Source organism: Pseudomonas sp. PS01299 (assembly GCF_029960145.1).
Classification (GTDB): domain Bacteria; phylum Pseudomonadota; class Gammaproteobacteria; order Pseudomonadales; family Pseudomonadaceae; genus Aquipseudomonas; species Aquipseudomonas putida_A.
The window spans coordinates 70066-92158 of the sequence record NZ_JASCPO010000004.1 but is presented as its reverse complement, the minus strand read 5'-3'; the positions used below and the strand labels follow the sequence as shown (position 1 = coordinate 92158).

Sequence of the window (22093 nt, the reverse complement as noted above, 5' to 3'; positions counted from 1 at the left end):
AGGAACGGCGTGTTGGCTGCATGAAATACCCGCTTAAAAGGCTAGAACTGGTGCCCACTTAAATGTAAGTGCACACCATGTCTTGGCTTTGCAGGGCTGGGTAGATGACTTGGCCGTACGCATACGGTGGCTCTCCGCCATAAGCATTTTCTCCTTTGGGGCTATGGCGTTTTTCTCCTGCAGCTGTCGCCTTAGGCCTCGGCTGCCAAGACCGGTCGGCAACTTTAGTGCTGGATCGTTGATTTCAAGACGCTAGCTAGCTATCAGAAGAAGGATCTTCACCTAACCTCATCGACCACTAATACCGTCTACACACCTATTCACTACCCATGCTGGGCTGTACCTCAAAATAGCACCATTCGTTTGGGTCGCTTGGTAGCGGCAAGCTCATTTCTTCGAAAGCAAATGTGCGACCTACTATGAATTCCCTGCTTCCTATTTGAGTAAAAAACCTTCTAGGCAGAGACAGGACGGCGTCAAAAATGCATAGTGATTATGGTGGTACACAGCAGCAGATCGCGGCTCGACTCTAGACTGCGCGAATCTCCATGGTCGCCAGTTTTCCGCTCTGGGTCGGGTATCAACGAGAAGGAGGGCAATTCATGCTTGAGCCCCTACAAGGCGCCACCAATCAGTTTTTTGATGACTTGTGCAGGTTGGTAGACCCTCGAGAAGATCTGCCACTTTTGCGACCTCAGGTCGAAGCATATCGCTGGGAAGCCCTACATCATGCGGGAATGGTAAACACATATCATCAAATGCAAGGTTTTTTGTGCGGTCTGATGGTTTCCGAAGTATTGGACATCGAACAAGGTCGGCACCTGAATCAGCGCCTCGAGAATTGTCATGACGGTGGATGGCGTTGATGAGTGCTTCAGCCGGTACGACGGACTACTGACGTGTCAAACAATATTTACGGGTATCGTATCAATCGTTCGTGTTGCTCTGTGACGCCCAAACCGTCCTGTGAGGGAACGGCTCGGCAATCTTCGAATAGTGCCCTACAAAAACACCTGAAAAACAGCATCAGGACCACAGAAATTGCAACTTATCAGGGAAAATAGGACAGCAACCGCATGGAAGCCTAGGTCAAGTGTTGGATCTTTAGACATTACCTAGCGGGTCTGCCCTTTGATAACAAGGCGACCTCTATGTACGACCGCAATAGCTTCGGCTCGATCGAAAAGCTGTTTTATAGTCCAATCGAAGCAGCAATACGCTGGTGCGATTTAATTGCTCATGAGGCTCAGATTCTGGAGTCAGCATGGGAGACCCCAGGGCGAATTATCCAGGGCTTTCCACAATGGCCCTGCTTGCACATCAAAATGGAAAAAATTCTGGATGCCATCCGAAACCACGAACTACCTTACGGAGCTCTGGGAACTACGGTTGCACCAGGTACTCCCGTCGATATTAAATTACTGACCGTCAGGCATTCGGATTTAAAGCGGTGGATGTTTCACTACCATCCAGATCAGCGCCCCCCCTTCCTTTTCAGCCAAGTTACAGCGGATCAAGTTGCTATCCATTACAGCACCTACTTGATATTGCAAGCAGATCGGGACGCCTTACAGGTGCAGCTAAAGGCAACCAAGAAGCATCTCCAAACGCTGATCGATGAGCTAAAAGCAGCTGGGCTGGAGCGCGAAAATCTGCGCATGCTTGCCGAAAACAAAGAGCAGCTCAGTAACCAAAGTAAAGCGAGCTACCTGAATGTCATTGGAGCGCTGGTAAGTACCATACTGGGATCGTCTTCAACAGGAAGAAAGCACTCTATTTTCGATAGCCAGGCTTCTATCGTCGACTCTATAACCGCGCATTACGACGGAGTACCGGGGCTTAGCAAGCGATCGTTGGACGAGAAATTTGCGGCCGCCAAACGTAGTCTCGCCCAAGCCAAAAGATGAGGGTTGCACTGCAATCACCGACGTTGCATTGCAATGACCGACAGCATTTTCTGGTATTGAATCCAGGTCACTTCCCACCCAACGCCATCTGGCTCTAGGAGTGACCACCATGTCCCACCAATCCTCCCCCACCGTTGCTACACCGCCAAAACAAATCGAACGTCATATCATGCGGCGCGACGAGGTGGAGCGTAAAACCGGTTTCAAGCGTGCCCACATCTACAACTTGATGAAGGAAGGTAAATTTCCTCAGGCTAAACGCATTGGCATGCGTGCGGTCGGCTGGGACTCGCTGGAGATTGAGCAGTGGGTCGTTGAACGCTTAGATAACCAGGCCTGATGCCATGCGTGTGATTTCGGTGGTCTCCACCAAAGGAGGCGTGGGTAAAACCACGATAGTCGCCAACCTTGGCGGCCTATTGGCAGATGCGGGTCTGCGCGTTCTGCTGCTTGATCTGGATAGCCAACCCACCCTCTCCAGCTATTACGCCTTGAGTCAGAAGGCTGATGTGGGGGCGTACGAGTTCATCGCGCTCAACTTAACAACCCCCGAGCAGTTCATTTCCAAAACAGTGATTGCAGGACTTGACCTGATCCTATCCAACGATGACCAAGGCCGACTTAGCTTGCTATTACTACACGCACCGGATGGGCGATTGCGGCTGCGCAATCTGCTTGGCATATTGCGCCCCCATTATGACCTGCTGTTGATCGACACACAGGGTGCACGCAGCGTCCTGCTGGAGATGGCCCTATTGGCCTCCGATCTCGCCCTTTCCCCTATCACTCCGGAAATGCTCGCGGCCCGCGAACTGCGCCGCGGTACCTTGAAGCTGCTCAGTGAGCTCGAACCGTTTAGTCACTTGGGCGTTTCACCGCCCCCCTTACGGCTACTACTTAACCAGGTGAACGCCAATCGGGTGGACAGCCGGATGATCATCCATGGACTGCGTGAAAGCTTCGCTAAGGTGACCAACATCTCTGTACTAGCTAACGTAGTTCCCGACCGAGTGGTGTATCTCAACGCTGCTTCTCTTGGGTTACCGGCCCATCGAATCGAGAAGCGTCGGTCACATCAACAACGCTCTCCATCAGCACGTCAAACCATGCAATCGCTAGCCATCGAGTTGTTTCCGCAATGGCGTGAAGAAATCTCTACGCTGAGTCGAGCCTGGGAGGAATCAACACGCGAGTCTTTCTAGCCCGGTCGTTTTTGTTCTATTGACCTGAGTACTAATAATAGTTGGAGAGGAGTCTTTGATGTTGAGTCAACAGCCCATCATCGTTCAGCCGCCCATTCGGCCACACCATCACATCTACGAGGAGTACTGCACCGTGGTCTTTCGCCTGCAGGATGGACGTCCGGCCATGGGCTGGTTTCTCGCGGAACTCTGCAAACACATCGATGGTTCCAGCACTGCCGAACTTGTGAAGTTCGAGATGGGTGACCATCTGCGTGACTGGCGTTAACCGAGGCACTACAAATGAAGAAGCTCAGCCAAGAAGAGGTCACCAGCAAGCTTCGTCAGGGGCATTTCCAACGGGGTCCAGAACTGGAGCGGCTGTCTGATCCCCTAATCGACACACCGATGCTGGTCACTCTGGAGCAGTTGCGGCCTTACGAACATAATCCGCGCTTCATCCGTAACCCGCTTTTTGACGATATCAAGGCCTCGATTCGTGAGCGCGGGCTGGATCAACCACCTCAAATTACCCGCCGTCCAGGAGAAACCAACTTCATCATCCGCAACGGTGGAAATACGCGTTTGGCGATTCTCGGCGAGCTGTGGCAGGAAACTCACGACGAACGTTTCTTCCGCATCCACTGCCTGTTCAGGCCTTGGAGCGATGAAATCACCAACCTCCTCGGGCACCTGGCAGAAAGCGATCTGCACGGTCAACTCACCTTCATTGAGCGTGCTCTTGCCGTAGCCAAAATAAAAAATATGCTTGAACCTGAGGGGGCTGCGCTTTCACAACGAGAGCTAGCACGCCGCCTTGCCGCCGGAGGTTATCCGATCTCGCAGTCACACATCAGCCGGATGCTTGACGCACTTGAATACCTACTACCCGCCATTCCACAAATCCTATATGCCGGGCTGGGTAAGCCTCAGATCGAGCGCCTGATGGCACTGCGTAGCCAGGCAGAACGGACCTGGAACCGCTACCCAACCGCCGCAGTTGCGTTCGCGGAATTTTGGCTTGATACCTTGGGCAACTTCGACACCGAGCCCGACTCCTTCGATCTTGAGCAAATACAGGCCGAACTTCTTGAGCGCATGAGTCGGCTACTGGGTCAATCCTACCGCATGCTGGCGTTAGAACTGAGCGATCCGCAACGGGTCATCACCCCTCCTAGCGATGTCGTTACCCCCTCAAAGAGCAGCCCCCTGCGGGAACCTAAGGAAGCTGCGGCAGGACCGGCCTCCCAAGACCCGGCTCCAGTCGCCCCTAGGTCCCAGTCCACCACGCCGGCGTTTGCGTCTGAGTCAAATACAGTCAGCTCTCACAGCGACTCCACGCAAATGGAGCAGCAGACGCCGCCTGAGACAAATGTCACAACCGCCGTCAGCCCTCCGTCACGCGTCCAACAGATTCGTGAACAAATCAATTACCAGACGACTACCGAAGTGGCGCTGACCGACGAGGCCTCAGCGACCGATGACGTTTGGACCATTGCACCTACATTGGATAACCCCCAGCAGCTGCGTTTGGAGATCGCCGGACTTGCGCGAAGCATGGCGGCCTACGCCGGGTACCCCGAGAGCATCATTGATCAGGCCAGTGGCTTAGGTTTTACACTCGACATCGATCAAGGAGATCTAGCAGCGCCTCGAGCGATTGGTGTTCACCTCCTGCTACTCGCCCTGCTGCGCGCTCAAGACGATGTCAATTGGGAAGACCGCAAGCAACTGCCATCAGCCCTCTTCGGCCAATTGTTGCTGGGGATCTATCAACTGCCTTTAACAGATCATCCCCCCGTAGATATCGGACTAGAGCGACTACCTGACCCTTTGTTAATCAAACTGTTTCGCTTGATCCGCCTGGCACGTCGCCTCATCGACTTAACGCTTTGCGCCGAAGACGACTCACCGAGGGAAACGCTATGAACCTGTCTTTCCATGTATTGAACCAGGCCATGCTGACCCAGGTGCTGCACGAGCTGCGTCTGGGTAATCTACAACGCTGCAAAGCCCTCGGACTGAGCGAGGATGACATCTACGTGCTGCAATCCTTACCGCCCGCCACGCTGTCGCGCTTGGCACATGCGACCGTATCCTGGGTCGAGGTCAAAATCGACTCAGCTGTGCTCCACCGACTCATCGAACAAGCCGGCCGTGACGAGCAGAACGAGCGCTTGATCAATAGAGCTCTTAAGCTGGGTGCCAGCAGCACCATCATGTACCAATGTTTCGGTTTGGCGCATTCGGAAACCGCCATGCGCCGGCGTCTGCTCAAAATAGAAACCCGCAAGGGCCGACCTCAGCACTTGAACGAAGCGCAAGAGCACTCGCTTTGGCAGCGTTGGTGTCAATTACGCACCCAGGAGGGCACCGAGGATCAGCTTGACGCCATGATGATGCTGGCCGAAGAGCAACAGATCAGCTTGACCGTCGTTTGGCAGCAGATCGATCAGTACAGCAACGGAACATGATGACTGCGCCTGCCAGTCGTTGGCAGCGTGTCTTGCAACAGTGCACCCAGCAGTTGAATGAACGCTGGCCAGCACATCCAACCGCTGACCAACCTTCAAATCAGTCCCTACAAGCTGGGTTTCTGTTTAGCGGCCAATCACACGAAGTCGTGCCACGTCGGCTGCTGTTAGATAATCGGCTGACGCCATTGGAGCGAAATGCCTGGCAGGTATTTCGGCTCATGCTGCAAGGCCAGGGCGTGGTCACGCCGCGCTATGAGAATTTGCAGCCTTACCTCTCGAGCGTGCCCTACGGTGCGTCAGCCTCGCGTGAAACCATTGCTCGCGTGTTGACGATGCTCAGGCTCACTCGTTGGCTCAGTTTGGTTAGCCGCGGTCGCGAGCAAGTCAGCGGGCGTCTACAAGGTTCTTTGTACGTTCTGCACGATGAGCCGTTAACCCCCGCCGAAGCCATGGAGCTGGATCAGGATTATCTAGAACTGGTCGGACATGCCCTCGGTCATGCGACGAAGGCGGTGCGAATTGTCGCTCAACACATTGTGGAGGAGGTCCGACAGGACACAAATATCGATCGAGATCGGTTACCGACGCGGCTCGACAGCTGGGGCGAACAGTGGACGCAGCAAGGCTTGGATCAGCCTCCCGGTGATGCACTGCACGATTCCGAACGGGGGGAAGATCACTACGTTCGGAATCGTGCAGGCCCTCGTTCGGATTCCGAATTTGGCTCGAACGCTAATGTTTCCAGCACCGTTCGGAATCCGAACGCCGCCTGTACTGTATTAAAAGAAAGTATTTGTACTGTACCGCGCGCGACCACAGCGGTGGATAACCTGCACTGGCCCACTGCGCTGCACCTGAACCCAAGCGAGCGTCAGGCCGTCGCCGTGGCGCTGAACAAGCTCAACCCAGCGGATCAGCAGGCGGTGCTTAACGAAGCGGAGGCACGCTTTGCGGCCGGTGGTATACGCAAGCCGGCGGCCTATCTGATGGGCCTGATCCAGCGTGCGCTGAAAGGCGACTTTCGTCCTTGGGCAAGTCAGGCCAAACCGGCACCCGTCGCAGAGCCGCCCCCACCCGCTCCCTCGCGGCCAACTCGGAAAAAGGGCGAACCCGCATCAGCCCTCGCCCAAGCGTGTCTGAATGAGCTGCGCCAACTGCGTGGACGCGGTGGAGCTCAATAGATTTGATGCCAGTGGCATCAAATCTATTGAGCTCCAGTCTACGAAATATCGGACCGAGCCATGGAGCTTTTAGAGGAACACCGGGACGTACTCAACTAAACGTAGACGTTATGTATTTTCTCTTTCTCATCAAACCGAACAGACCGCGTTCAGCTTTTTGGCTGCCCTTGCCCCTCATCTGTCGCAACTTCCCGTCCAAGCCTATGCGAGGACAACACCATGGCCGATCACTATCAACTCAATCTGGGTTCATTGCGCAGCAGCATCACCCTGACCCTGCATACCCACCATGCAGCCCGTATCTGGCAAGGTCGAGCCGCACGCGAAGGCGTCCACTCGATCATGGGTATGGCCGGTTACATCAGTGTCACCAACCTTATCAAACAGACTGCGGCCCATGACGATCCCTACGCCGATTGGGCCATCGTGCAGCTCGAAGAAAAACTGATGCAGGCAAAGGCTGGGATGGGAGAACTGACCCAACAGCTGGACAGGATCAGACAGGACCTGCCAACACAAATCGACATGGGGGACAACCTCAACATCCACCCCGTTACTTTGCCGTTGTATATCGGCAGCCAACTGGGTTTTCTGGCGGTTTACCTATTGACCGACTACGACATGCTGGTCCGCCATACCCTCTTGGCCCATCACACGGCTTTGATCGGCCGAAGAGACATGGAAGCCTGGATCGACGACGGTGCCCACCTGTTACGCAGCCTGTTCGGTCAGGCACAACGTTATCGACATGCCGGCGTTACACGCGATGATATGGCCACAAATAATGCCCGCGCCCTGGCGGCCGTGGAGAAGTATGGATTGCCCCCGATGGACATCCTTGAGGGTCATCGCCGTTCTCAGTTTGCACCGCCGATCATTCGCCGTGGTGCTGTAGCAGTGGATAACGCTGACGCTTTGGCAGAGGTAGTGTACGGTCCGTCTGCGAGCGTAGATGAGTCGGAGGCTGATGCATGAATCCCATGATCCCGATTCAGCCAATGCCCTTCGAAGCGTTGACACCGGATGCCTATCGGCAGCTCGAACACGCTGCCTCCCTAAAAGGCCTTTTAAAACCTTTTAAGGGTAAGGGGGAGTTGGAGCACCTGGCGCAGGTGGCGAGGGAAATCGAGGCGCAGTTATGTCGCCTGATGGAGGCTGTCGTGCAGCAAGCCGGGCAGCCGCCGTACTCGCTATTGAAGATACGATTGGTGCTGCAGAAGACCAGTGCGGGCAGCAACTTTTTGCGTTGGCGCACCCGTGATTTTTCTCGCATGGGTGTGGCGGTTTGGGAACGTCAGATCTCCAACAAAGCATTGCCGCAGATCGTACGAAAGGAATTGCATCGTTTCGAATGCGCGCGTATCGCACTAAACCTTCAAATGAGTGTGGTGCATTCGCTCTACCGCCAGGCTACGACCTGCGCGACCAAAATGGCCAGTGCCGAACAGTTGCTGCGCCAGTTCACACCCGCAGTGGAGAAAACACGATGAGTACTTTTTTCGTCGGCGAAGGCAATATCGGCAGTGCGCCAGAGTTCCAGGAGTTCGCCTCAGGCAATGACGAGCCACGGCGTTTGCTACGGCTGAATGTGTACTTCGACAACCCCATCCCACGCGAGGGCAGCTATGAAGATCGGGGCGGCTATTGGGCGCCGGTTGAGCTCTGGCACCGTGAGGCTGAACACTGGAGCACGCTGTACCAGAAAGGCATGCGCGTGCTGGTCGAAGGTCGTACGGTGCGCGATGAGTGGGAGGACAGCGAAGACAATGCACGGGTGACCTTCAAGATCGAGGCCCGTCGAGTCGGCATCCTGCCTCACCGGGTACACAGCGTGGTCATGCGGGAACGCTCCAGTGAACCGACGGCCGCTCAAAATACTGAGCAGGCCAACTCGCCGACGTCGAAATCCAAGAAACACAGAGGGCAATCACCTAAGGCCTGAACGACTTCAGGCATAAAAATTGCGCCTTTGCGCGAAGTTCCAGGCCTGCCATTGCTCGCTGCTCATGAAGCCCCCCACCCAGCTACGAACGCTCCAATAAGGTAGCAGCTTCAGCTCATTCAAGGCCGCCCTCACCGACTAATATGAGGAACCTGCCATTCAGGTTTCTCATATCTCGCCCCTGCTAATTCAAACAACGCTGCTCCGAACTCAATCCGGAGTAGTTATATGCGCCTCTTCCTCTGCGAAAAACCTTCCCAGGGTCGTGACATCGCCAAGGTTCTCGGAGCCACTCGGCGTGGCGATGGTTGCCTGATCGGCCCCGAGACAACTGTCACGTGGTGTATCGGCCACCTACTGGAGACGGCCCCGCCTGAAGCCTACGGCACTCAATACAAGAACTGGTCGTTGGATCATCTACCGATCATTCCGGCGCAGTGGCAAGTGGAGGTCAAACCCAAGACTGCCGCGCAGTTCAAAATCATCAAACGCCTGCTCAGCGAAGCCACCACCGTTGTCATCGCAACCGACGCCGACCGCGAAGGTGAGATGATTGCCCGCGAATTATTGGAGCTCTGCCAGTACCAAGGCACTGTTCAGCGCCTCTGGCTGTCCGCACTCAACGAAGCATCGATTCGCAGGGCACTGACCTCGCTGAAGTCTGGTCAGGAAACCTTCCCGCTCTATTACTCGGCCCTCGCCCGCAGCCGTGCCGACTGGCTGATCGGCATGAACCTCAGTCGTTTGTTTACCCTTCTTGGTCGGCGGGGAGGCTACGACGGCGTTTTGTCAGTGGGGCGCGTCCAGACACCCACCTTACGTCTGGTGGTCGATCGGGATCGTGCGATTGCCGGCTTCGTCCCGGTGCCTTACTGGAACATTGAGGTACACCTATCGTCGATGGGCCAGCGATTCATCGCGTCGTGGTTACCGCCATGCTCAGGACGGGACGAGTCGGGGCGTTGCCTACAACAAGTGCTTGCCCATCACGCGGTCCAAACAATCACCGACGAGAAGTCTGCCACGGTAATCTCGTTACATACTGAGCATTTCCGAGAACCGCCGCCCCTGCCCTTCGATCTGAGCACATTGCAGGAAGTCTGCTCGCGTAAGCTGGGGCTCGGCGTCCAGGAAACCCTGAACATCGCCCAAGCCCTGTATGAAACCCACAAAGCCACCACCTACCCGCGCAGCGATTGCCGCTATTTGCCAGAGAATATGTTCAACGAGGCTCCCGCGGTACTAGACGCCCTGCTCAAAACGGATCCTGCACTCAGACCTGCATTCGAGGATCTAGATCAATCATTGCGCTCCCGCGCATGGAACAATGCCAAGGTCACTGCGCACCACGGCATCATCCCCACCATCGAACCGGCAAACCTGGTGCGGATGTCCGAACAAGAACGCCATGTCTACGAACTGATCCGTAGCCACTACCTAGCGCAGTTTCTTCCGCATCATGAGTTTGATCGGACCCAGGTCGAACTGGCGTGTGGCAAAGAACGATTGACCGCTGTGGGCAAACTGATCTTGGTCCAGGGCTGGAAAAGCTCGCTTTCCGAAAACACCGAAGAGGATGAGCCCAGTCACAAACCCCAAGTCTTACCCATCTTGCAACAGGGCACGCAGTGCGCAGTGGACAATGTCGAACTCAAATCCATGCGAACTGCCGCTCCTAAACCTCTCACCGAGGGTGATCTGATCAAGGCGATGAAAAACGTCGCCAAGCTTGTCAACGACCCACGCCTGAAACAGAAACTTCGGGACACCACCGGTATCGGAACCGAAGCCACACGAGCCGGCATTATCAAAGGCCTCATTGATCGCGGTTATTTGATGAAGAAAAAACGCGCCTTAACGGCCACGGCGGCGGCCCATACCCTGATCGAGGCGGTACCCTCTGCAGTCGCGGATCCTGGCATGACTGCGATTTGGGAGCAGGCGCTTGACGAAATCGAAGCGGGACGCCTGACCTTGGATGCGTTTGTCACAAAGCAGGCGAACTGGATTGCTAAGTTGGTCGAACACTATGGAGCGATCACCTTGTCGATACCGGTCGAAGCCGGCCCGGCCTGCCCCATTTGCAATGCCTCAATGATCAAGCGGAAAGGCAAATCTGGGCCGTTCTGGTCATGCTCGCAGTATCCGAACTGCAAGGGCACTACGCTGTTCAGAAAAGAGACGCGCCGCCCATGACAGTCCGATTGAGATCAACATGAAGTCAGGGTGGTGCACAGCTCAGTGCATCATCAGGGGCGCCTGATCCCGCTCCAAATCGATCAAAGGTTGTCCGACTTCACGGGCCAAGGCGATGCCTGTCGAAATCCATATCTGCCCCAGTTCGTTGAAGGCTTTTAGATGGGCAGGATCCTCATTGAGCCAATGAATAAGGCGTTCGAAGTATTCGGGGTTATCCGGGCAATCATGAATCTTGATGAACAGCTCCAGTGTTCGATCCCAAATCAGATCCATGACGCCATTGCTCTCATCTTCCATGCTCAACCATCCCTCTACTTGGTCCTGTCAGACCGTCGTTCTTACTAACCAATCTGGACTCTGATCCCTGAAGGGACAGAAACCACTTCGCGATACACAGCTGTTTCAGTCACTATAGCAACCCAATGAGTCGATACTCAACCCTTAAGGATGTTCATGTCAACGGGTCTTTGCTCAACCATTCGGGTTGAACTGGAGAACTCATCACTTGGCACATAAACATCCAACCCAAGCCCAAATCGGGCGCATGATCGCGAAGCACCGCAGCGAGCGTAATCTGACCCAGGAAGAGGTGGCTGAACGTTTAGGGATCGGTAGCGAAGCCATCTCGCGCCTGGAACGGGGTGTAGTGGAGCTTTCAGTAGTCAAGCTGATGCAACTGGCAGATATTTTTGATTGCAGGATGGATGAACTCCTGACGGCATCGAGTAATCGCCCCAATGACCAGGGTCAGGTGATCGCGGGTCTGCTGAGTGGACTAAAAGAAAGCGACCGTGCCTTTATCTTGGCAACCGTCGAACAATTAGCAGCACATCTCGGCAGTAAGTAACCTCTTTCATGGTGTTCAACGTAGCGTCTTATGAAAGGGCCTGCAGGCTTGACGTCGTGTCGACCTCTCTGCTCTAGTAGCTTTGGATAATCGCCAACGGCGACCCAAGACCGATTAGCTCCGGGCAGTTCGGTCAAACTCTTAGAGTTCGGAGCCTTCTCTTCTGCGGAATTTAGTTCCCGTTTTTTGCTCGACCTGATTGTGGTGGCGGATGACCACTGTTGCCTCTACCCGGCAATAGCGGTCATCCGCTTCGGCGATCGTAATCAATCCCGGAGCCCACCGGGGAAACACGGGGCACCCTTTGTGCGCGGATGCGTGCCAGCATATTCCGACCCAGGCCACGACAAGGGTCGGTTGGCGAATCATGGCGCAGTTAAAGCAAGTTTTGCGAGGAGCTTGTCGACTGCGTAAGACCGTCAAAGGTGGTTTTTCTATTCCTCGCCTGGCACGCCACCAGGCCCACTCTTCTTTTTTTTCATTTTCTTAATTCCAGTGACTACCACCGTATTCCGGCCTAAAAAAATCGGGTTGTAGCGTCTTGACGCTCCCCTGTGACAGGCTTATACAAAGGGCGTGGTTCGCTGTCGTTGACAGCCCAGCCCAGGTAGCCAAAACCTTCAAGGCTACGCCACGTTCGTGGTGGTTTACCCAAGTGCGATCAGCGTTCGGAAGCTCGCGCGGTTACCGCTTAAGCGGTGATGAATGCCGACTACTCCATCCCTGCGGATTACCACCGCAGACGCTCCTCTGCTGCACAGCTATTCCCCCAGAAGCATCACTCTGATGGTCATCGGCTTGCCGGTGACGAGTCGTTCATCGTTTGACTTCATCTTACCCACCCTGACGGGGGCTCACTTTCCCGTCAGGGGCTGTGCGTCGCCGTTTTCCCTTGAAACAGGAGAACCACCATGGCCTACGCCAACCAATCCCAAGAAGCGACCTCTTACTTCAACCTGCACACCGTCGGTATCGGCTACCTCAACCGTGTTCGTGAAGTACAGGTCCGCCGCGGTCAGCCATTCATGGCCTGCGATATCGCAGCCTTGCATGGTGCCTCCGATGCAGTGGAGTACACCCGCTTTGATTGCAAAGTCGCTGGTGGCGAAGCTGACCGCTTGATTCGTCTCTATATGGAAGCCGTAAAAGCCGAGAAAAAGGTCTTGCTGTCGTTCCGTATTGGTGACCTGTGGATCGACCCATTTCTCTATGAGAAAGGCGATAAACAAGGCCAACCTGGCGCCAGCCTGAAAGGTCGTTTGCTGTTCATCGACTGGATCAAGGTCAATGGCAAGTTCGAATACAAAGCGCCCGCCAGGCAGGAAGCAACAGCACCTGCTGAGCCAGCGCCGATCAATGAACCCTCTCCAACGTCGGCTTATGCCGAAGCTGAGGATACCGACACCCCTACAGAGTCCAGGATTGAACCTGAATCTCCAACCACTCCCCGCACGGTCCGCCGTGTCGCCACACGTGCTGTTCAGTCCGCCTGAACAATCCATGATGTTTTACATCAAGGCGCTCAATAGAGCGCCTTTTCTTCAACCAGCACAGGAGAACCAATATGGAATCCTTCTGGCTTTGCGACGACTGCCTGTTCGGTGCGGCTTACGAGGACTGCAGCACGTTATCGCTGTATTACTCGCCGGATGAGATCGAACAACGTATCGCCGCGATACACCGTAGGCTGGTTCGCTTATTGCCCATCAGTGCCGACTTCGATCCCGAAACCGGCTGGGGCATCAGAGACTTTTCTCCATTGCCTTGCGACGGTTGTGGTTCACCTCTACACGGTCAACGTCACCGATACACTCGGCTGTAAATCCTATATCACCTGCAAACGCCTGCAACTCCACACCCACCCTGGGGCAACCACTCCCCTCGGGCGTGTACCCCTGATTATTCACTTCGGAGGTAGCGCCATGAGCACACCACTCAAACTGATTGAGACCACGGATTCCGAGGCAGATCGCATTGTCCAAGAAAACCAGCTGATCGACGAAGCGCTGCATATTCTGGATCATCGGCTTTTCGCCCGCGGGCCTAGCCTGACGTCGCCGGACACCGTAGCGGCTTACCTAAAACTGCGTCTTGCACACCAAGACCATGAAGTCTTTGGTGTGATTTTTTTTGACGCCCGGCACCGGGTGCTGGCGTTCGAAATCCTCTTTCACGGCAGCATTGATGGCGCCAGCGTTTACCCCCGCCAAGTCGTTAAGCGTTCCCTCGCGCATAACGCTGCGGCCGCCATTTTTGTTCACAACCACCCCTCAGGGTGTACGGAACCCAGCCAGGCGGATCGCGTCTTGACCGCTCGGTTGAAAGAAGCCTTGGCCTTGATCGACGTGTGCGTACTGGATCACTTCATCGTGGGTGAAGGTCGCCCGCTCTCCCTTGCCGAATACGGCTGGCTTTAACCCTCACAGGCGCCTACGGGCGCCTTGTTTATTTCAATTCTGGAGAACCCTTATGAACCAAACCCTAGCCCTGCTCCCAGCTTCAAACCCATTTGCTCGCGGTTATGACAACTTGCATATCGAACGGCTGCTACTGATAACCTACGAAAACAACTACCCTCCCTGCTTTCGCCCCCTGCACGACTCACAGGTCCATCTGCCCGACGATAAACTGCAGTTGCTCCCCTGCATTTTCAATGACGATTTCGCCTTGATCAGCGAAGGTCAATCCATTCCGGATGAGTTGGATGAACGCTGTCAGTCCACCGGACTGGTGCGCCAAGTGATTTACGCCGTGATGGGCGAAATGCTCAACGAACGGCATCATGTCGGCGATCTCTACTCTCTGGAGGATGCCCAAGCCCTAATCCGTCGCTTGAGCTTCGAGACGGGACACTACAGTCGAACCTGGGAGATCAGTACCGCACACCTCACTGAAGAAGCATTGCGCTACTTGGAACGCCGGGCGGGCTATGTCGACCCCAGACCAACCGGTCTGCTGTTCGAACCCTTTGCCCTGAAGGACTGCAATGGCGTCGGTTGTAAGCTCATCGGCACGCCCTGGACCGACGATAACTTGGTAAAAATCGAGGGCTGTCCTTACTCATCGCTGAGGCAAGAACAACTCGATGCCGGTACGCCGGCAGCCTTGGTCAACGTACTCTGTCTGGCGGCATTGGCGGATGTGCGCTTGTTGATTTTCGACCCCGACGCTGCCGTCTTGGATAGGCTCGCCATTTTTGATGAATAGCAACGCGTTCAGCGTTAACACGACCCGCCTTGAATCGACTTTCTCACTGAATCGCTCGTTCACCTCATGTCAGGTTCTGCACTGAATCTGACGTGAGGTTTTTTCCATGGAGCGTTTTTTCACGCCTGTCTGCCTGCTGGGTTTGTTGAGCGCCTGCACCGCGCAAATCCCCACCCCATTGCCGACCCAACCAGAAATCGGCAGTGGCTCCAATCAGGCCCAGCACTCGAGGGGCAAAGCCGAAGAAAGCCATCCGGCAGAACTTCGTTATGGCCGCTATACGCTGGTCAGCACCGAGCCCACCTCGGAACAACGCGATCTTCTTGCCCAAATCATTGAAGTGAACATTCCGTCCAGCCTGAGCCCTTCCGTGCAGGATGCGATGCACTACGTACTGCAGCGCTCGGGCTATTCGCTCTGCCCCGTTACCGCGTCGGTGAGGATTCTCTTTACTCGGCCCCTGCCCGCGGCCCATTACCGGCTTGGGCCAATCCCTTTGCGCAGCGCGCTACAAGTGCTGGCGGGCCCCGCCTGGCAACTTACGACCGATGAACTCGGCCGTTCGGTCTGCTTCGAACAACAGAAGGCTGATGTCGGCATCGTACGGGCCACACCAGGCTCGTCCCATCAGTCGGAGGCACGCTCATGAAAGCCTCGACGTTTCAAACCCTCATTGTCGGCTTACTTTGCCTGGCGGTCTCTGGACTGAGTGGTGGTTTGTATAACCAGTATCAACGCGTGACCGAGCTGGGAAATGCGAACGCCCAACACCTACAGATCCTGCAAACCTTGCAACGTGATTCGAGCGATCTCAAAGACGCGCAGGAGACGCTGCAGCATGCACTGAAAGACCTGAAGCAGATGGTGGATTCCGGTGAACAACAGGTCAACACACTCGACCCGATGTTGGATCAATGGGCACAAGAGATAAAGGAACTACGCGACGGTCTGGCAGACCGAGCCACCACAGCCGACATGAACGCGCTACGCGCACGACTTGAGCACGTCGAGCAGCAACTCCTGGACCTCAAGCCACAGCCAACACTTCCACCACCGACATCTTCCCCGGCCAAACCGAAGAAAACCTCTCGCCCCAAGTCTGCCCTGCTCCCGCCGCCATTCTCAGTGTTGAGTGTCGAGTCCCGTGGTGGCGAGCCCTTTCTGGCGGTCGCGCCTCCTGATAGTCGCTCGCTCAACGATATCCGGTTGCTGCATAACGGCGAGCAGCTTGGCACATGGCGACTGAAAGTGCTGGAGCCGAAGGCGGCCATCTTCGCAGTGGCTGCTCAGCCAGACCAGACAGTGCAACTCCCTTGAGAAGCGATCATGAACAGAGCGCCACTACTCCCCGTCGTCTGTCTCGCTTCGCTACTGGCCATAGGCGCTGCGATGGGCAACCCCGTCACGACACCGTCAAGGAACCAGGACACGCAGGTCGCGCCCTTGGGGCGCTCTGACTCTGAACAGGCGGCGAGTTGGGGCCTGACCGAGCAGGAATGGACGCGCTTCGAACAGATCCAAGCCGGCCCACGTGGTTTCTGGAGCCCGAACCTCGATCCGTTGACCGCACTTGGGGTCGAGGCCCAGACCGACCAAGAGCGCCAGCGATATGCCGAATTACAGGTAGCACTGGAAGCCAAACGCGCCGAGCGTGAATTGGCCTACCAAAACGCTTACACCGCGGCCTGGGCCAAGCTGCTTCCGGGGCTATTGCCGATTCAAGGTATGGCATCCCCGCCCTCTGCTGGCTCACCGGTAGAGCCGCGCCGAGCTCTGTTTGTCGAAGACCACTGCTCTGCGTGCACCGCCGAAGCGCAGCGTCTGCAAAGCAGTGATACGGCGTTCGATATCTACCTGGTGGGCAGCCAAGGCGAGGATGAACGCGTCCGCAGCTGGGCTCGGCAAGCGGACATCGATCCAGCCAAGGTTCAACGCCGGCAGATCACCCTGAACCATGACCGTGGTCGCTGGTTTAGCCTGGGCGCCCCAAGACCATTGCCCGCCACATTTCAACAGGTGAACAGACAATGGCAACGCCTCGACTGAGTGGTATTGCGCTGATGTTGGCGATGCTGGCGGCTCAGGCCGAGGAGCTTCCGCCGCCAGCCTACCAACTGGCGGCGCATGACGCCGACATCCCGTCTACGGTGCTGTTTGCGATTGCCCTGCAGGAGAGCGGTATCCGCGTCCGTGGTCGACTGCTGCCCTGGCCTTGGACCCTGAACATCGCTGGAACATCCTACCGCTTCGCCAGTCGCCAGGCTGCCTGCCATGCATTGCTTAGCGCGCTCGTCCGGTATGACGCCAAGCGGATCGATGTAGGGCTCGGGCAAACCAACCTTGGTTATCACGGACAACGTTTTTCCAGTCCCTGCGAAGCTCTCGAACCCTACCGCAATCTGGCTGTGACTGCCGCCCTGCTGCAAGAGCATCACGCTGTCACCGGTGATTGGGTGTTGGCTGCCGGACACTATCACCGACCGGCAGGAGGAACGCCGGCGGCGCGTTACCGCGCCGAATTTTCCCGGCAGCTTGAACGGCTGCTGACTTCCTCCGAACAAGGCATATCACCATGAAACGAATATCCCTTACCTGCTGTTTCATCCTGCTCTTGGCATCTTTAGCCCAACCGGAACTGACCTTAGCCGGGGATCAGCCTAGCGACTTCACCCGCCCCCATTTTCAAGTTGCCGGGCCGTCCATAAACAACAATATCCAGCCTGGTCGGGTCATGCATGCAGACTTGTCCACGTTTGCCGATGAAACCTGGATATTACCCGTTCGCAGCTCTTACTTGAGCCCCGGCCAAATCACGTCTCGCGCCCTAAACATGCCGGGCTTACGGCCATTTTTCCTGGTGGGTGAGGATACCCACTCACTGGTTTGGTTGCGTCAACGCGCGACTGAATTGCAGGAAATGGGCGCGGCTGGTCTAGCGGTTGAAGTAACCGATGCCGAAGCTTTGACCCGGATTCGAGCAGCCGCTCCGGACATCACCATCCTGCCGGTCAACGGCAACGACATCGCCATCCGCCTGCAAATTGAGCACTATCCCGTCTTAATTACTGCCACCTCACTGGAACAGTGAGTCCAGGTCATGGCCGAGCATGCGATGGAGTCCAAGCTCCGGCCAGCGGTGGAGCTGTATACCGTAGCAATCTGTATCGCTGCCGCGGTGTTGTGCATGTACTCGCCCTGGGCTGTAGCCCTGTCACCCGAGATCGGTCTGGTTGCGGCGCTGGCCTATGCCCTGTTCGGCCTTATCCGGCTTCGACAAGCCTGGGAGGTGCTGCGCTATCGGCGCAATATCCGTCGGCTGCCCCGTTACGAGTTGACCAGTCGACAGATTCCGATCAGCCGCAAGCGTCTGTTCATGGGCCGCGGATTTCGCTGGACTCGCCTGCACACCCAGCGACTGGTCGAGGCCCAGGATCCGGTGGTCGCCCACTATGTCGATCAACCTGCCTGTTACCGTCTGGCCCGTGGACTCGAACGGCGCGTGGAGCATGCACCGTTCCCGCTCTCGACATTGGCCCGTGTCACCGCCTGGGACAGTGCCTTCAATCCGTTGCGCCCTTTGCCCCCGGTAGGTGGCTCGCCACTGTTGCATGGGGTCGAGCCCAATGAAACGGAGGTCAGTCTGCCACTGGGCGAACGGGTCGGACACACCCTGGTGCTAGGCACTACTCGCGTCGGCAAGACGCGACTCGCCGAGGTGTACATCACCCAGGACATTCACCGCGTCGAACACGAGGTAGTGATTGTCTTCGATCCGAAGGGTGATGCCGACCTGCTCAAGCGCATGTACGTCGAAGCCAAACGCGCCGGTAGGGAAAAGGAATTCTATGTTTTCCATCTAGGCTGGCCAGAGATCTCTGCGCGGTACAACGCCGTGGGACGTTTCGGGCGCATTTCGGAAGTGGCGTCGCGTATCGCCGGGCAGCTCAGCGGTGAAGGTAACTCGGCGGCCTTCCGTGAGTTCGCCTGGCGCTTCGTCAACATCATTGCCCGGGCTTTGATCGAGTTGGGTCGACGTCCGGACTACCTGCAGATCCAGCGACATGTGGTCAATATCGATGCGCTGTTCATCGAATACGCTCAGCAGTTTTTCGCCAAGACCGACCCGAAGGCCTGGGAGGTGATTGTCCAACTTGAAGGCAAGCTCAACGAGAAAAACATTCCCCGGCATATGGTGGGACGCGAAAAGCGTGTGGTGGCCATCGAGCAGTACCTGGCGGCCAAACGGGTATTTGATCCAGTCATGGACGGACTGCGATCGGCGGTGCGATATGACCGTACTTACTTCGACAAAATCGTTGCCTCGCTACTGCCGCTGCTGGAGAAACTTACCACCGGCAAGACCTCCCAGCTACTGGCGCCCAACTACACCGATTTAGATGACCCGCGGCCAATCTTCGATTGGATGCAGATCATCCGAAAACGCGGCATCGTCTACGTTGGCCTCGATGCGCTGACTGATGCCGAAGTGGCCGCCGCCGTGGGCAATTCAATGTTCGCCGACTTGGTCTCGGTCGCGGGACATATCTACAAACATGGCATTGACCATGGACTGCCTCAATCTGGCAACGCTGGTGACAAACTGCCAATCAACCTGCATGCCGATGAGTTCAACGAGTTGATGGGCGATGAGTTCATTCCGCTGATCAACAAGGGGGGCGGTGCCGGTATCCAGGTAACCGCCTACACCCAAACCCTCAGCGATATCGAAGCACGAATCGGCAACCGGGCCAAGGCCGGCCAAGTAGTCGGCAACTTCAACACCCTACAGATGCTGCGGGTGCGCGAAACCGCAACCGCGGAACTGCTCACCCAGCAGTTGCCCAAGGTTAATGTGCTCACCAAAACCTTGGTCTCGGGTGCAACCGACACCTCCGATCCGGAGGCCAACACGGACTTCACCTCGTCCTCACAGGACCGTGTCAGCAGCACCAGCGTGCCGCTGATCGAGCCTGCTCACATCGTCAGCTTGCCCAAGGGACAAATGTTCTCCTTCCAGGCCGGGGGGCAGCTCTGGAAAGTCCGCATGCCGTTGCCAAAACCCTCCAACGACGATGCCATGCCCAAAGACCTGCAGGAGCTTACCCAACGAATGCGGGCCAGCTACAACGCGCAGGCAGGGCAATGGTGGAGCGCAAGCGGTGGCGGTCCAACAACAAACTTCGATCTGGATCAGGTGGGTTAGACGGCCCCGCCACAGGTTTCGATTCAGCAAACACGTATTCGGCAGGAGCCGTGGCTGCATCAACTCAACAGTGCCCAATGGAGTAAACGATGGCGACTGCCGCCCAGAACACGCGGCCACAACCGATCCAACGTCCAGGACTGATCATCTCGGCGATTGGCCTGGTCCTACGCATCATCGGTGCGCTGATGGCCTCGTTGCTGTTCTCGATCCTCATCGAGTTCGCCGGCCTGCTACTGGTCTGGGACGATGAGGGTTGGCATCACAGCCAGGAAATGTTGAATAGTGAATTGGGGTGGCTCAGCGAGCACTTCAAATCTTCTGTCATCCTCCAACAACCTGGGCAGACGATTGTCCAGTGGCTGGACTTTCTCAATCAATTGTTATTGGTTAAGACCGGTTTTGCGGATTTTGCCAGGCAGGCGCGGGTGTCGAACCAAGGCAACGGCTTCTCGAGCTGGATCAACCAGCTCTACGTGAGCATTGAGGATTTCGTACTGGCCGCAGTTTACGTGACCTTTACCTTCGTGGTACGCCTTACCATTCTGGTCCTGGCCGCCCCACTGTTTCTAATGACCACGTTTACTGGTTTTGTCGATGGGTTGATGCGACGCGACCTGCGCAAGTTTGGGGCAGGTCGCGAAAGCAGTTTTGTCTACCATCGTGCTAAACGAGCCGTGACAACAGTGCTGCTCGTGCCCTGGATCATTTATCTGTCTCTCCCCTTTTCGCTCAATCCACTCGCTATTTTTTTACCGTGCGCCGCAATGTTGGGGATAACAACTGCGATCACCGCCGCAACATTCAAGAAATATCTTTAAAATTTGACGCCCCTTTTTTTCAAAGCATTAGATATGACTGGAGTTCGTACTCGCTTTCTTGCAGGCTGTGACGATTGCACTCATAAAGTCCTGGTACTTAGGCTGAATCCAGTCACCTCGCTTCTGATGTTCAGAGAAGGGTTTCGAAAACATGAAATTAACCATGCCTTTGATTTGATTCTCCGTATCAGCTGTCCCAAATTCCACCCCCGCGCTCTCGACATATGAATGTCGATGCCGCAGGACATCAGAGAGCGTATCGTCCAGCGTTTGCCCTACCAAAACATAACCGGCTTTCTGCTTGTATTGCCGGGAACCGTCGCATACCTGCAACATGTCGATATCCCCTAGGCCTAATAAAGCCCCCTTCTTATTGAAATTATTAAGATCCGCTAGAGCATCCGCCATTGGACCACTCCCAATCGGAAGGGCATCAGGGTTATGCTGTGATTGCTTAATTATCGCGCGCTCAACTCGACTAGTGAGCACAAACTTAACATACCAGGGGTCAAAATATCTCAATGGCAAGTCATCAGGTATTTCCCGATATGCAATACCTAGAGGAATTAGCACACCAAAAGGAGCCTCAAGATCTTTTTTCCAACTCAGCTCTTCTATACTTTTAAAATATTGGGTGAGGTATACATCGTCATCATGCACCGCCTCCAGAACACTCACCAAATGCTCAATCGACTTAAAACCGATCCAAGTCATACGCAGACCTGTATCAGCGAAAAACAACCGAAGCTCTTCGAGGGCACTTAATGCGTCAGCATAGTTAATATTTCCACGACGTCCCATATGCTCATACAAGGCTACAGGAGTTACAGCCAAGTAGGTTTCTCGGTCGCTCCAGCCTGTCACAAACCTGGTGAACGCAGTATATGATAACGCCTGCAAATCACGATTCGGCTTAGTTGCTCTATGTTTAAAAGACTGAATTATGCTGTTATCAAGAACCAAATGCATTGGTCCTTCTAGCTCGTAACTGACAGCGTATTTTCTTGCGAATTTCTCAGTCGACATATAAAACTCAAGAATTTCGTGGTCAGTGCGGCCACGCAGACACTCCGCGACCTCAATTATCAATTTCTCTTTAATTCCTTCCACCACTATCACCCTTAACGA

At 55.5% G+C, this 22093-nt stretch carries 26 protein-coding genes; 24 read left to right on the top strand and 2 right to left on the bottom strand.

What is annotated here, in order from left to right:
- Nucleotides 1-602: 602 nt before the first annotated feature.
- The 12 genes from QMX91_RS02395 (at nucleotide 603) to QMX91_RS02340 (ending at nucleotide 10884) form a co-directional block, all read left to right on the top strand.
- Entirely contained in the window at nucleotides 603-866 is a 264-nt protein-coding gene (locus QMX91_RS02395) for a hypothetical protein (protein WP_221733722.1), read from the top strand.
- A gap of 285 nt (nucleotides 867-1151) precedes the next feature.
- A complete protein-coding gene (locus QMX91_RS02390; RefSeq protein ID WP_221733721.1) occupies nucleotides 1152-1907 on the top strand; it encodes a hypothetical protein in 756 nt (251 codons plus the stop codon).
- 109 nt (nucleotides 1908-2016) lie between these two features.
- Nucleotides 2017-2247 (top strand): AlpA family transcriptional regulator, encoded by a 231-nt coding sequence (locus QMX91_RS02385; protein WP_153326019.1) that lies wholly within the window; start codon nucleotides 2017-2019, stop codon nucleotides 2245-2247.
- Between the two features lie 4 nt (nucleotides 2248-2251).
- Entirely contained in the window at nucleotides 2252-3109 is an 858-nt protein-coding gene (locus QMX91_RS02380) for a ParA family protein (RefSeq protein WP_265535228.1), read from the top strand.
- Between the two features lie 58 nt (nucleotides 3110-3167).
- On the top strand, nucleotides 3168-3377 hold the full coding sequence (locus QMX91_RS02375; RefSeq protein WP_221734106.1) for a hypothetical protein: 210 nt from the start codon (nucleotides 3168-3170) through the stop codon (nucleotides 3375-3377).
- 14 nt (nucleotides 3378-3391) lie between these two features.
- Complete coding sequence (locus QMX91_RS02370) at nucleotides 3392-5017, top strand: ParB family protein (RefSeq protein ID WP_221734107.1); 1626 nt, start codon at nucleotides 3392-3394, stop codon at nucleotides 5015-5017.
- On the top strand, nucleotides 5014-5562 hold the full coding sequence (locus QMX91_RS02365) for a DUF2857 domain-containing protein (RefSeq protein WP_153326028.1): 549 nt from the start codon (nucleotides 5014-5016) through the stop codon (nucleotides 5560-5562). The genes QMX91_RS02370 and QMX91_RS02365 overlap by 4 nt, the downstream gene beginning before the upstream one ends.
- Entirely contained in the window at nucleotides 5559-6746 is a 1188-nt protein-coding gene (locus QMX91_RS02360) for an STY4528 family pathogenicity island replication protein (protein WP_221734108.1), read from the top strand. Before QMX91_RS02365 ends, QMX91_RS02360 begins: the two co-directional genes overlap by 4 nt.
- A gap of 219 nt (nucleotides 6747-6965) precedes the next feature.
- The gene (locus QMX91_RS02355; RefSeq protein ID WP_221734109.1) at nucleotides 6966-7721 is read left to right on the top strand and encodes a PFL_4669 family integrating conjugative element protein; all 756 of its coding nucleotides are present in this window, start codon (nucleotides 6966-6968) and stop codon (nucleotides 7719-7721) included.
- Nucleotides 7718-8236: a DUF3158 family protein gene (locus QMX91_RS02350; RefSeq protein ID WP_221734110.1), complete on the top strand. Its 519-nt coding sequence runs from the start codon at nucleotides 7718-7720 to the stop codon at nucleotides 8234-8236. The genes QMX91_RS02355 and QMX91_RS02350 overlap by 4 nt, the downstream gene beginning before the upstream one ends.
- Nucleotides 8233-8688, top strand: coding sequence for a single-stranded DNA-binding protein (locus QMX91_RS02345; RefSeq protein ID WP_221734111.1), 456 nt, complete (start codon nucleotides 8233-8235; stop codon nucleotides 8686-8688). Before QMX91_RS02350 ends, QMX91_RS02345 begins: the two co-directional genes overlap by 4 nt.
- Before the next feature lie 228 nt (nucleotides 8689-8916).
- Nucleotides 8917-10884, top strand: coding sequence for a DNA topoisomerase III (locus QMX91_RS02340; RefSeq protein WP_221734112.1), 1968 nt, complete (start codon nucleotides 8917-8919; stop codon nucleotides 10882-10884).
- Nucleotides 10885-10926: 42 nt separating this feature from the next.
- Here QMX91_RS02340 and QMX91_RS02335 read toward each other — a convergent pair whose 3' ends face one another.
- The gene (locus QMX91_RS02335) at nucleotides 10927-11184 is read right to left on the bottom strand and encodes a hypothetical protein (protein WP_221734113.1); all 258 of its coding nucleotides are present in this window, start codon (nucleotides 11182-11184) and stop codon (nucleotides 10927-10929) included.
- A 208-nt stretch (nucleotides 11185-11392) separates the two neighbouring features.
- Here QMX91_RS02335 and QMX91_RS02330 point away from each other — a divergent pair, with 208 nt between their 5' ends.
- From QMX91_RS02330 to QMX91_RS02275, 12 genes are all read left to right on the top strand, one after another.
- Entirely contained in the window at nucleotides 11393-11734 is a 342-nt protein-coding gene (locus QMX91_RS02330; protein WP_221734114.1) for a helix-turn-helix transcriptional regulator, read from the top strand.
- A gap of 911 nt (nucleotides 11735-12645) precedes the next feature.
- On the top strand, nucleotides 12646-13227 hold the full coding sequence (locus QMX91_RS02325) for an STY4534 family ICE replication protein (protein WP_221734115.1): 582 nt from the start codon (nucleotides 12646-12648) through the stop codon (nucleotides 13225-13227).
- 71 nt (nucleotides 13228-13298) lie between these two features.
- Nucleotides 13299-13556 carry a hypothetical protein gene (locus QMX91_RS02320; protein ID WP_221734116.1) on the top strand — a complete coding sequence of 86 codons (258 nt, stop codon included), beginning with the start codon at nucleotides 13299-13301 and terminating at the stop codon, nucleotides 13554-13556.
- Nucleotides 13557-13656: 100 nt separating this feature from the next.
- A complete protein-coding gene (locus tag QMX91_RS02315) occupies nucleotides 13657-14151 on the top strand; it encodes a JAB domain-containing protein (RefSeq protein ID WP_221734117.1) in 495 nt (164 codons plus the stop codon).
- A 52-nt stretch (nucleotides 14152-14203) separates the two neighbouring features.
- Nucleotides 14204-14941: an ABC transporter substrate-binding protein gene (locus tag QMX91_RS02310; protein ID WP_221734118.1), complete on the top strand. Its 738-nt coding sequence runs from the start codon at nucleotides 14204-14206 to the stop codon at nucleotides 14939-14941.
- A gap of 106 nt (nucleotides 14942-15047) precedes the next feature.
- Entirely contained in the window at nucleotides 15048-15590 is a 543-nt protein-coding gene (locus QMX91_RS02305) for a PilL N-terminal domain-containing protein (RefSeq protein ID WP_221734119.1), read from the top strand.
- Nucleotides 15587-16258: a chemotaxis protein gene (locus tag QMX91_RS02300; protein ID WP_221734120.1), complete on the top strand. Its 672-nt coding sequence runs from the start codon at nucleotides 15587-15589 to the stop codon at nucleotides 16256-16258. Before QMX91_RS02305 ends, QMX91_RS02300 begins: the two co-directional genes overlap by 4 nt.
- A 9-nt stretch (nucleotides 16259-16267) precedes the next feature.
- Nucleotides 16268-16987, top strand: a complete 720-nt coding sequence (locus QMX91_RS02295) for a TIGR03759 family integrating conjugative element protein (RefSeq protein ID WP_221734121.1) — start codon at nucleotides 16268-16270, stop codon at nucleotides 16985-16987.
- On the top strand, nucleotides 16969-17517 hold the full coding sequence (locus QMX91_RS02290; RefSeq protein WP_221734122.1) for a lytic transglycosylase: 549 nt from the start codon (nucleotides 16969-16971) through the stop codon (nucleotides 17515-17517). Before QMX91_RS02295 ends, QMX91_RS02290 begins: the two co-directional genes overlap by 19 nt.
- On the top strand, nucleotides 17514-18029 hold the full coding sequence (locus QMX91_RS02285) for an integrating conjugative element protein (protein ID WP_221734123.1): 516 nt from the start codon (nucleotides 17514-17516) through the stop codon (nucleotides 18027-18029). The genes QMX91_RS02290 and QMX91_RS02285 overlap by 4 nt, the downstream gene beginning before the upstream one ends.
- A gap of 9 nt (nucleotides 18030-18038) precedes the next feature.
- Nucleotides 18039-20144, top strand: a complete 2106-nt coding sequence (traD, locus tag QMX91_RS02280) for a type IV conjugative transfer system coupling protein TraD (protein WP_221734124.1) — start codon at nucleotides 18039-18041, stop codon at nucleotides 20142-20144.
- An 89-nt stretch (nucleotides 20145-20233) separates the two neighbouring features.
- The gene (locus QMX91_RS02275) at nucleotides 20234-20965 is read left to right on the top strand and encodes a TIGR03747 family integrating conjugative element membrane protein (RefSeq protein WP_221734125.1); all 732 of its coding nucleotides are present in this window, start codon (nucleotides 20234-20236) and stop codon (nucleotides 20963-20965) included.
- 27 nt (nucleotides 20966-20992) lie between these two features.
- On the opposite strand, the gene QMX91_RS02270 is transcribed toward QMX91_RS02275, so the two are convergent.
- Complete coding sequence (locus tag QMX91_RS02270) at nucleotides 20993-22075, bottom strand: hypothetical protein (RefSeq protein ID WP_221734126.1); 1083 nt, start codon at nucleotides 22073-22075, stop codon at nucleotides 20993-20995.
- Nucleotides 22076-22093: the final 18 nt, after the last annotated feature.

What these genes read in the sequence shown, in the direction of transcription:
- QMX91_RS02385 (WP_153326019.1), top strand. Translation starts at nt 2,017, where the DNA reads ATGTCCCACCAATCCTCCCCCACCGTTGCTACACCGCCAAAACAAATC.
- QMX91_RS02320 (WP_221734116.1), top strand. Translation starts at nt 13,299, where the DNA reads ATGGAATCCTTCTGGCTTTGCGACGACTGCCTGTTCGGTGCGGCTTAC.
- QMX91_RS02315 (WP_221734117.1), top strand. Translation starts at nt 13,657, where the DNA reads ATGAGCACACCACTCAAACTGATTGAGACCACGGATTCCGAGGCAGAT.
- QMX91_RS02335 (WP_221734113.1), bottom strand. Translation starts at nt 11,184, where the DNA reads ATGGAAGATGAGAGCAATGGCGTCATGGATCTGATTTGGGATCGAACA.
- QMX91_RS02360 (WP_221734108.1), top strand. Translation starts at nt 5,559, where the DNA reads ATGATGACTGCGCCTGCCAGTCGTTGGCAGCGTGTCTTGCAACAGTGC.
- QMX91_RS02380 (WP_265535228.1), top strand. Translation starts at nt 2,252, where the DNA reads ATGCGTGTGATTTCGGTGGTCTCCACCAAAGGAGGCGTGGGTAAAACC.
- QMX91_RS02390 (WP_221733721.1), top strand. Translation starts at nt 1,152, where the DNA reads ATGTACGACCGCAATAGCTTCGGCTCGATCGAAAAGCTGTTTTATAGT.
- QMX91_RS02305 (WP_221734119.1), top strand. Translation starts at nt 15,048, where the DNA reads ATGGAGCGTTTTTTCACGCCTGTCTGCCTGCTGGGTTTGTTGAGCGCC.
- QMX91_RS02285 (WP_221734123.1), top strand. Translation starts at nt 17,514, where the DNA reads ATGAAACGAATATCCCTTACCTGCTGTTTCATCCTGCTCTTGGCATCT.
- QMX91_RS02395 (WP_221733722.1), top strand. Translation starts at nt 603, where the DNA reads ATGCTTGAGCCCCTACAAGGCGCCACCAATCAGTTTTTTGATGACTTG.
- QMX91_RS02350 (WP_221734110.1), top strand. Translation starts at nt 7,718, where the DNA reads ATGAATCCCATGATCCCGATTCAGCCAATGCCCTTCGAAGCGTTGACA.
- QMX91_RS02345 (WP_221734111.1), top strand. Translation starts at nt 8,233, where the DNA reads ATGAGTACTTTTTTCGTCGGCGAAGGCAATATCGGCAGTGCGCCAGAG.
- QMX91_RS02275 (WP_221734125.1), top strand. Translation starts at nt 20,234, where the DNA reads ATGGCGACTGCCGCCCAGAACACGCGGCCACAACCGATCCAACGTCCA.
- QMX91_RS02290 (WP_221734122.1), top strand. Translation starts at nt 16,969, where the DNA reads ATGGCAACGCCTCGACTGAGTGGTATTGCGCTGATGTTGGCGATGCTG.
- QMX91_RS02310 (WP_221734118.1), top strand. Translation starts at nt 14,204, where the DNA reads ATGAACCAAACCCTAGCCCTGCTCCCAGCTTCAAACCCATTTGCTCGC.
- QMX91_RS02355 (WP_221734109.1), top strand. Translation starts at nt 6,966, where the DNA reads ATGGCCGATCACTATCAACTCAATCTGGGTTCATTGCGCAGCAGCATC.
- QMX91_RS02375 (WP_221734106.1), top strand. Translation starts at nt 3,168, where the DNA reads ATGTTGAGTCAACAGCCCATCATCGTTCAGCCGCCCATTCGGCCACAC.
- QMX91_RS02325 (WP_221734115.1), top strand. Translation starts at nt 12,646, where the DNA reads ATGGCCTACGCCAACCAATCCCAAGAAGCGACCTCTTACTTCAACCTG.
- QMX91_RS02370 (WP_221734107.1), top strand. Translation starts at nt 3,392, where the DNA reads ATGAAGAAGCTCAGCCAAGAAGAGGTCACCAGCAAGCTTCGTCAGGGG.
- traD (WP_221734124.1), top strand. Translation starts at nt 18,039, where the DNA reads ATGGCCGAGCATGCGATGGAGTCCAAGCTCCGGCCAGCGGTGGAGCTG.
- QMX91_RS02365 (WP_153326028.1), top strand. Translation starts at nt 5,014, where the DNA reads ATGAACCTGTCTTTCCATGTATTGAACCAGGCCATGCTGACCCAGGTG.
- QMX91_RS02295 (WP_221734121.1), top strand. Translation starts at nt 16,268, where the DNA reads ATGAACAGAGCGCCACTACTCCCCGTCGTCTGTCTCGCTTCGCTACTG.
- QMX91_RS02340 (WP_221734112.1), top strand. Translation starts at nt 8,917, where the DNA reads ATGCGCCTCTTCCTCTGCGAAAAACCTTCCCAGGGTCGTGACATCGCC.
- QMX91_RS02300 (WP_221734120.1), top strand. Translation starts at nt 15,587, where the DNA reads ATGAAAGCCTCGACGTTTCAAACCCTCATTGTCGGCTTACTTTGCCTG.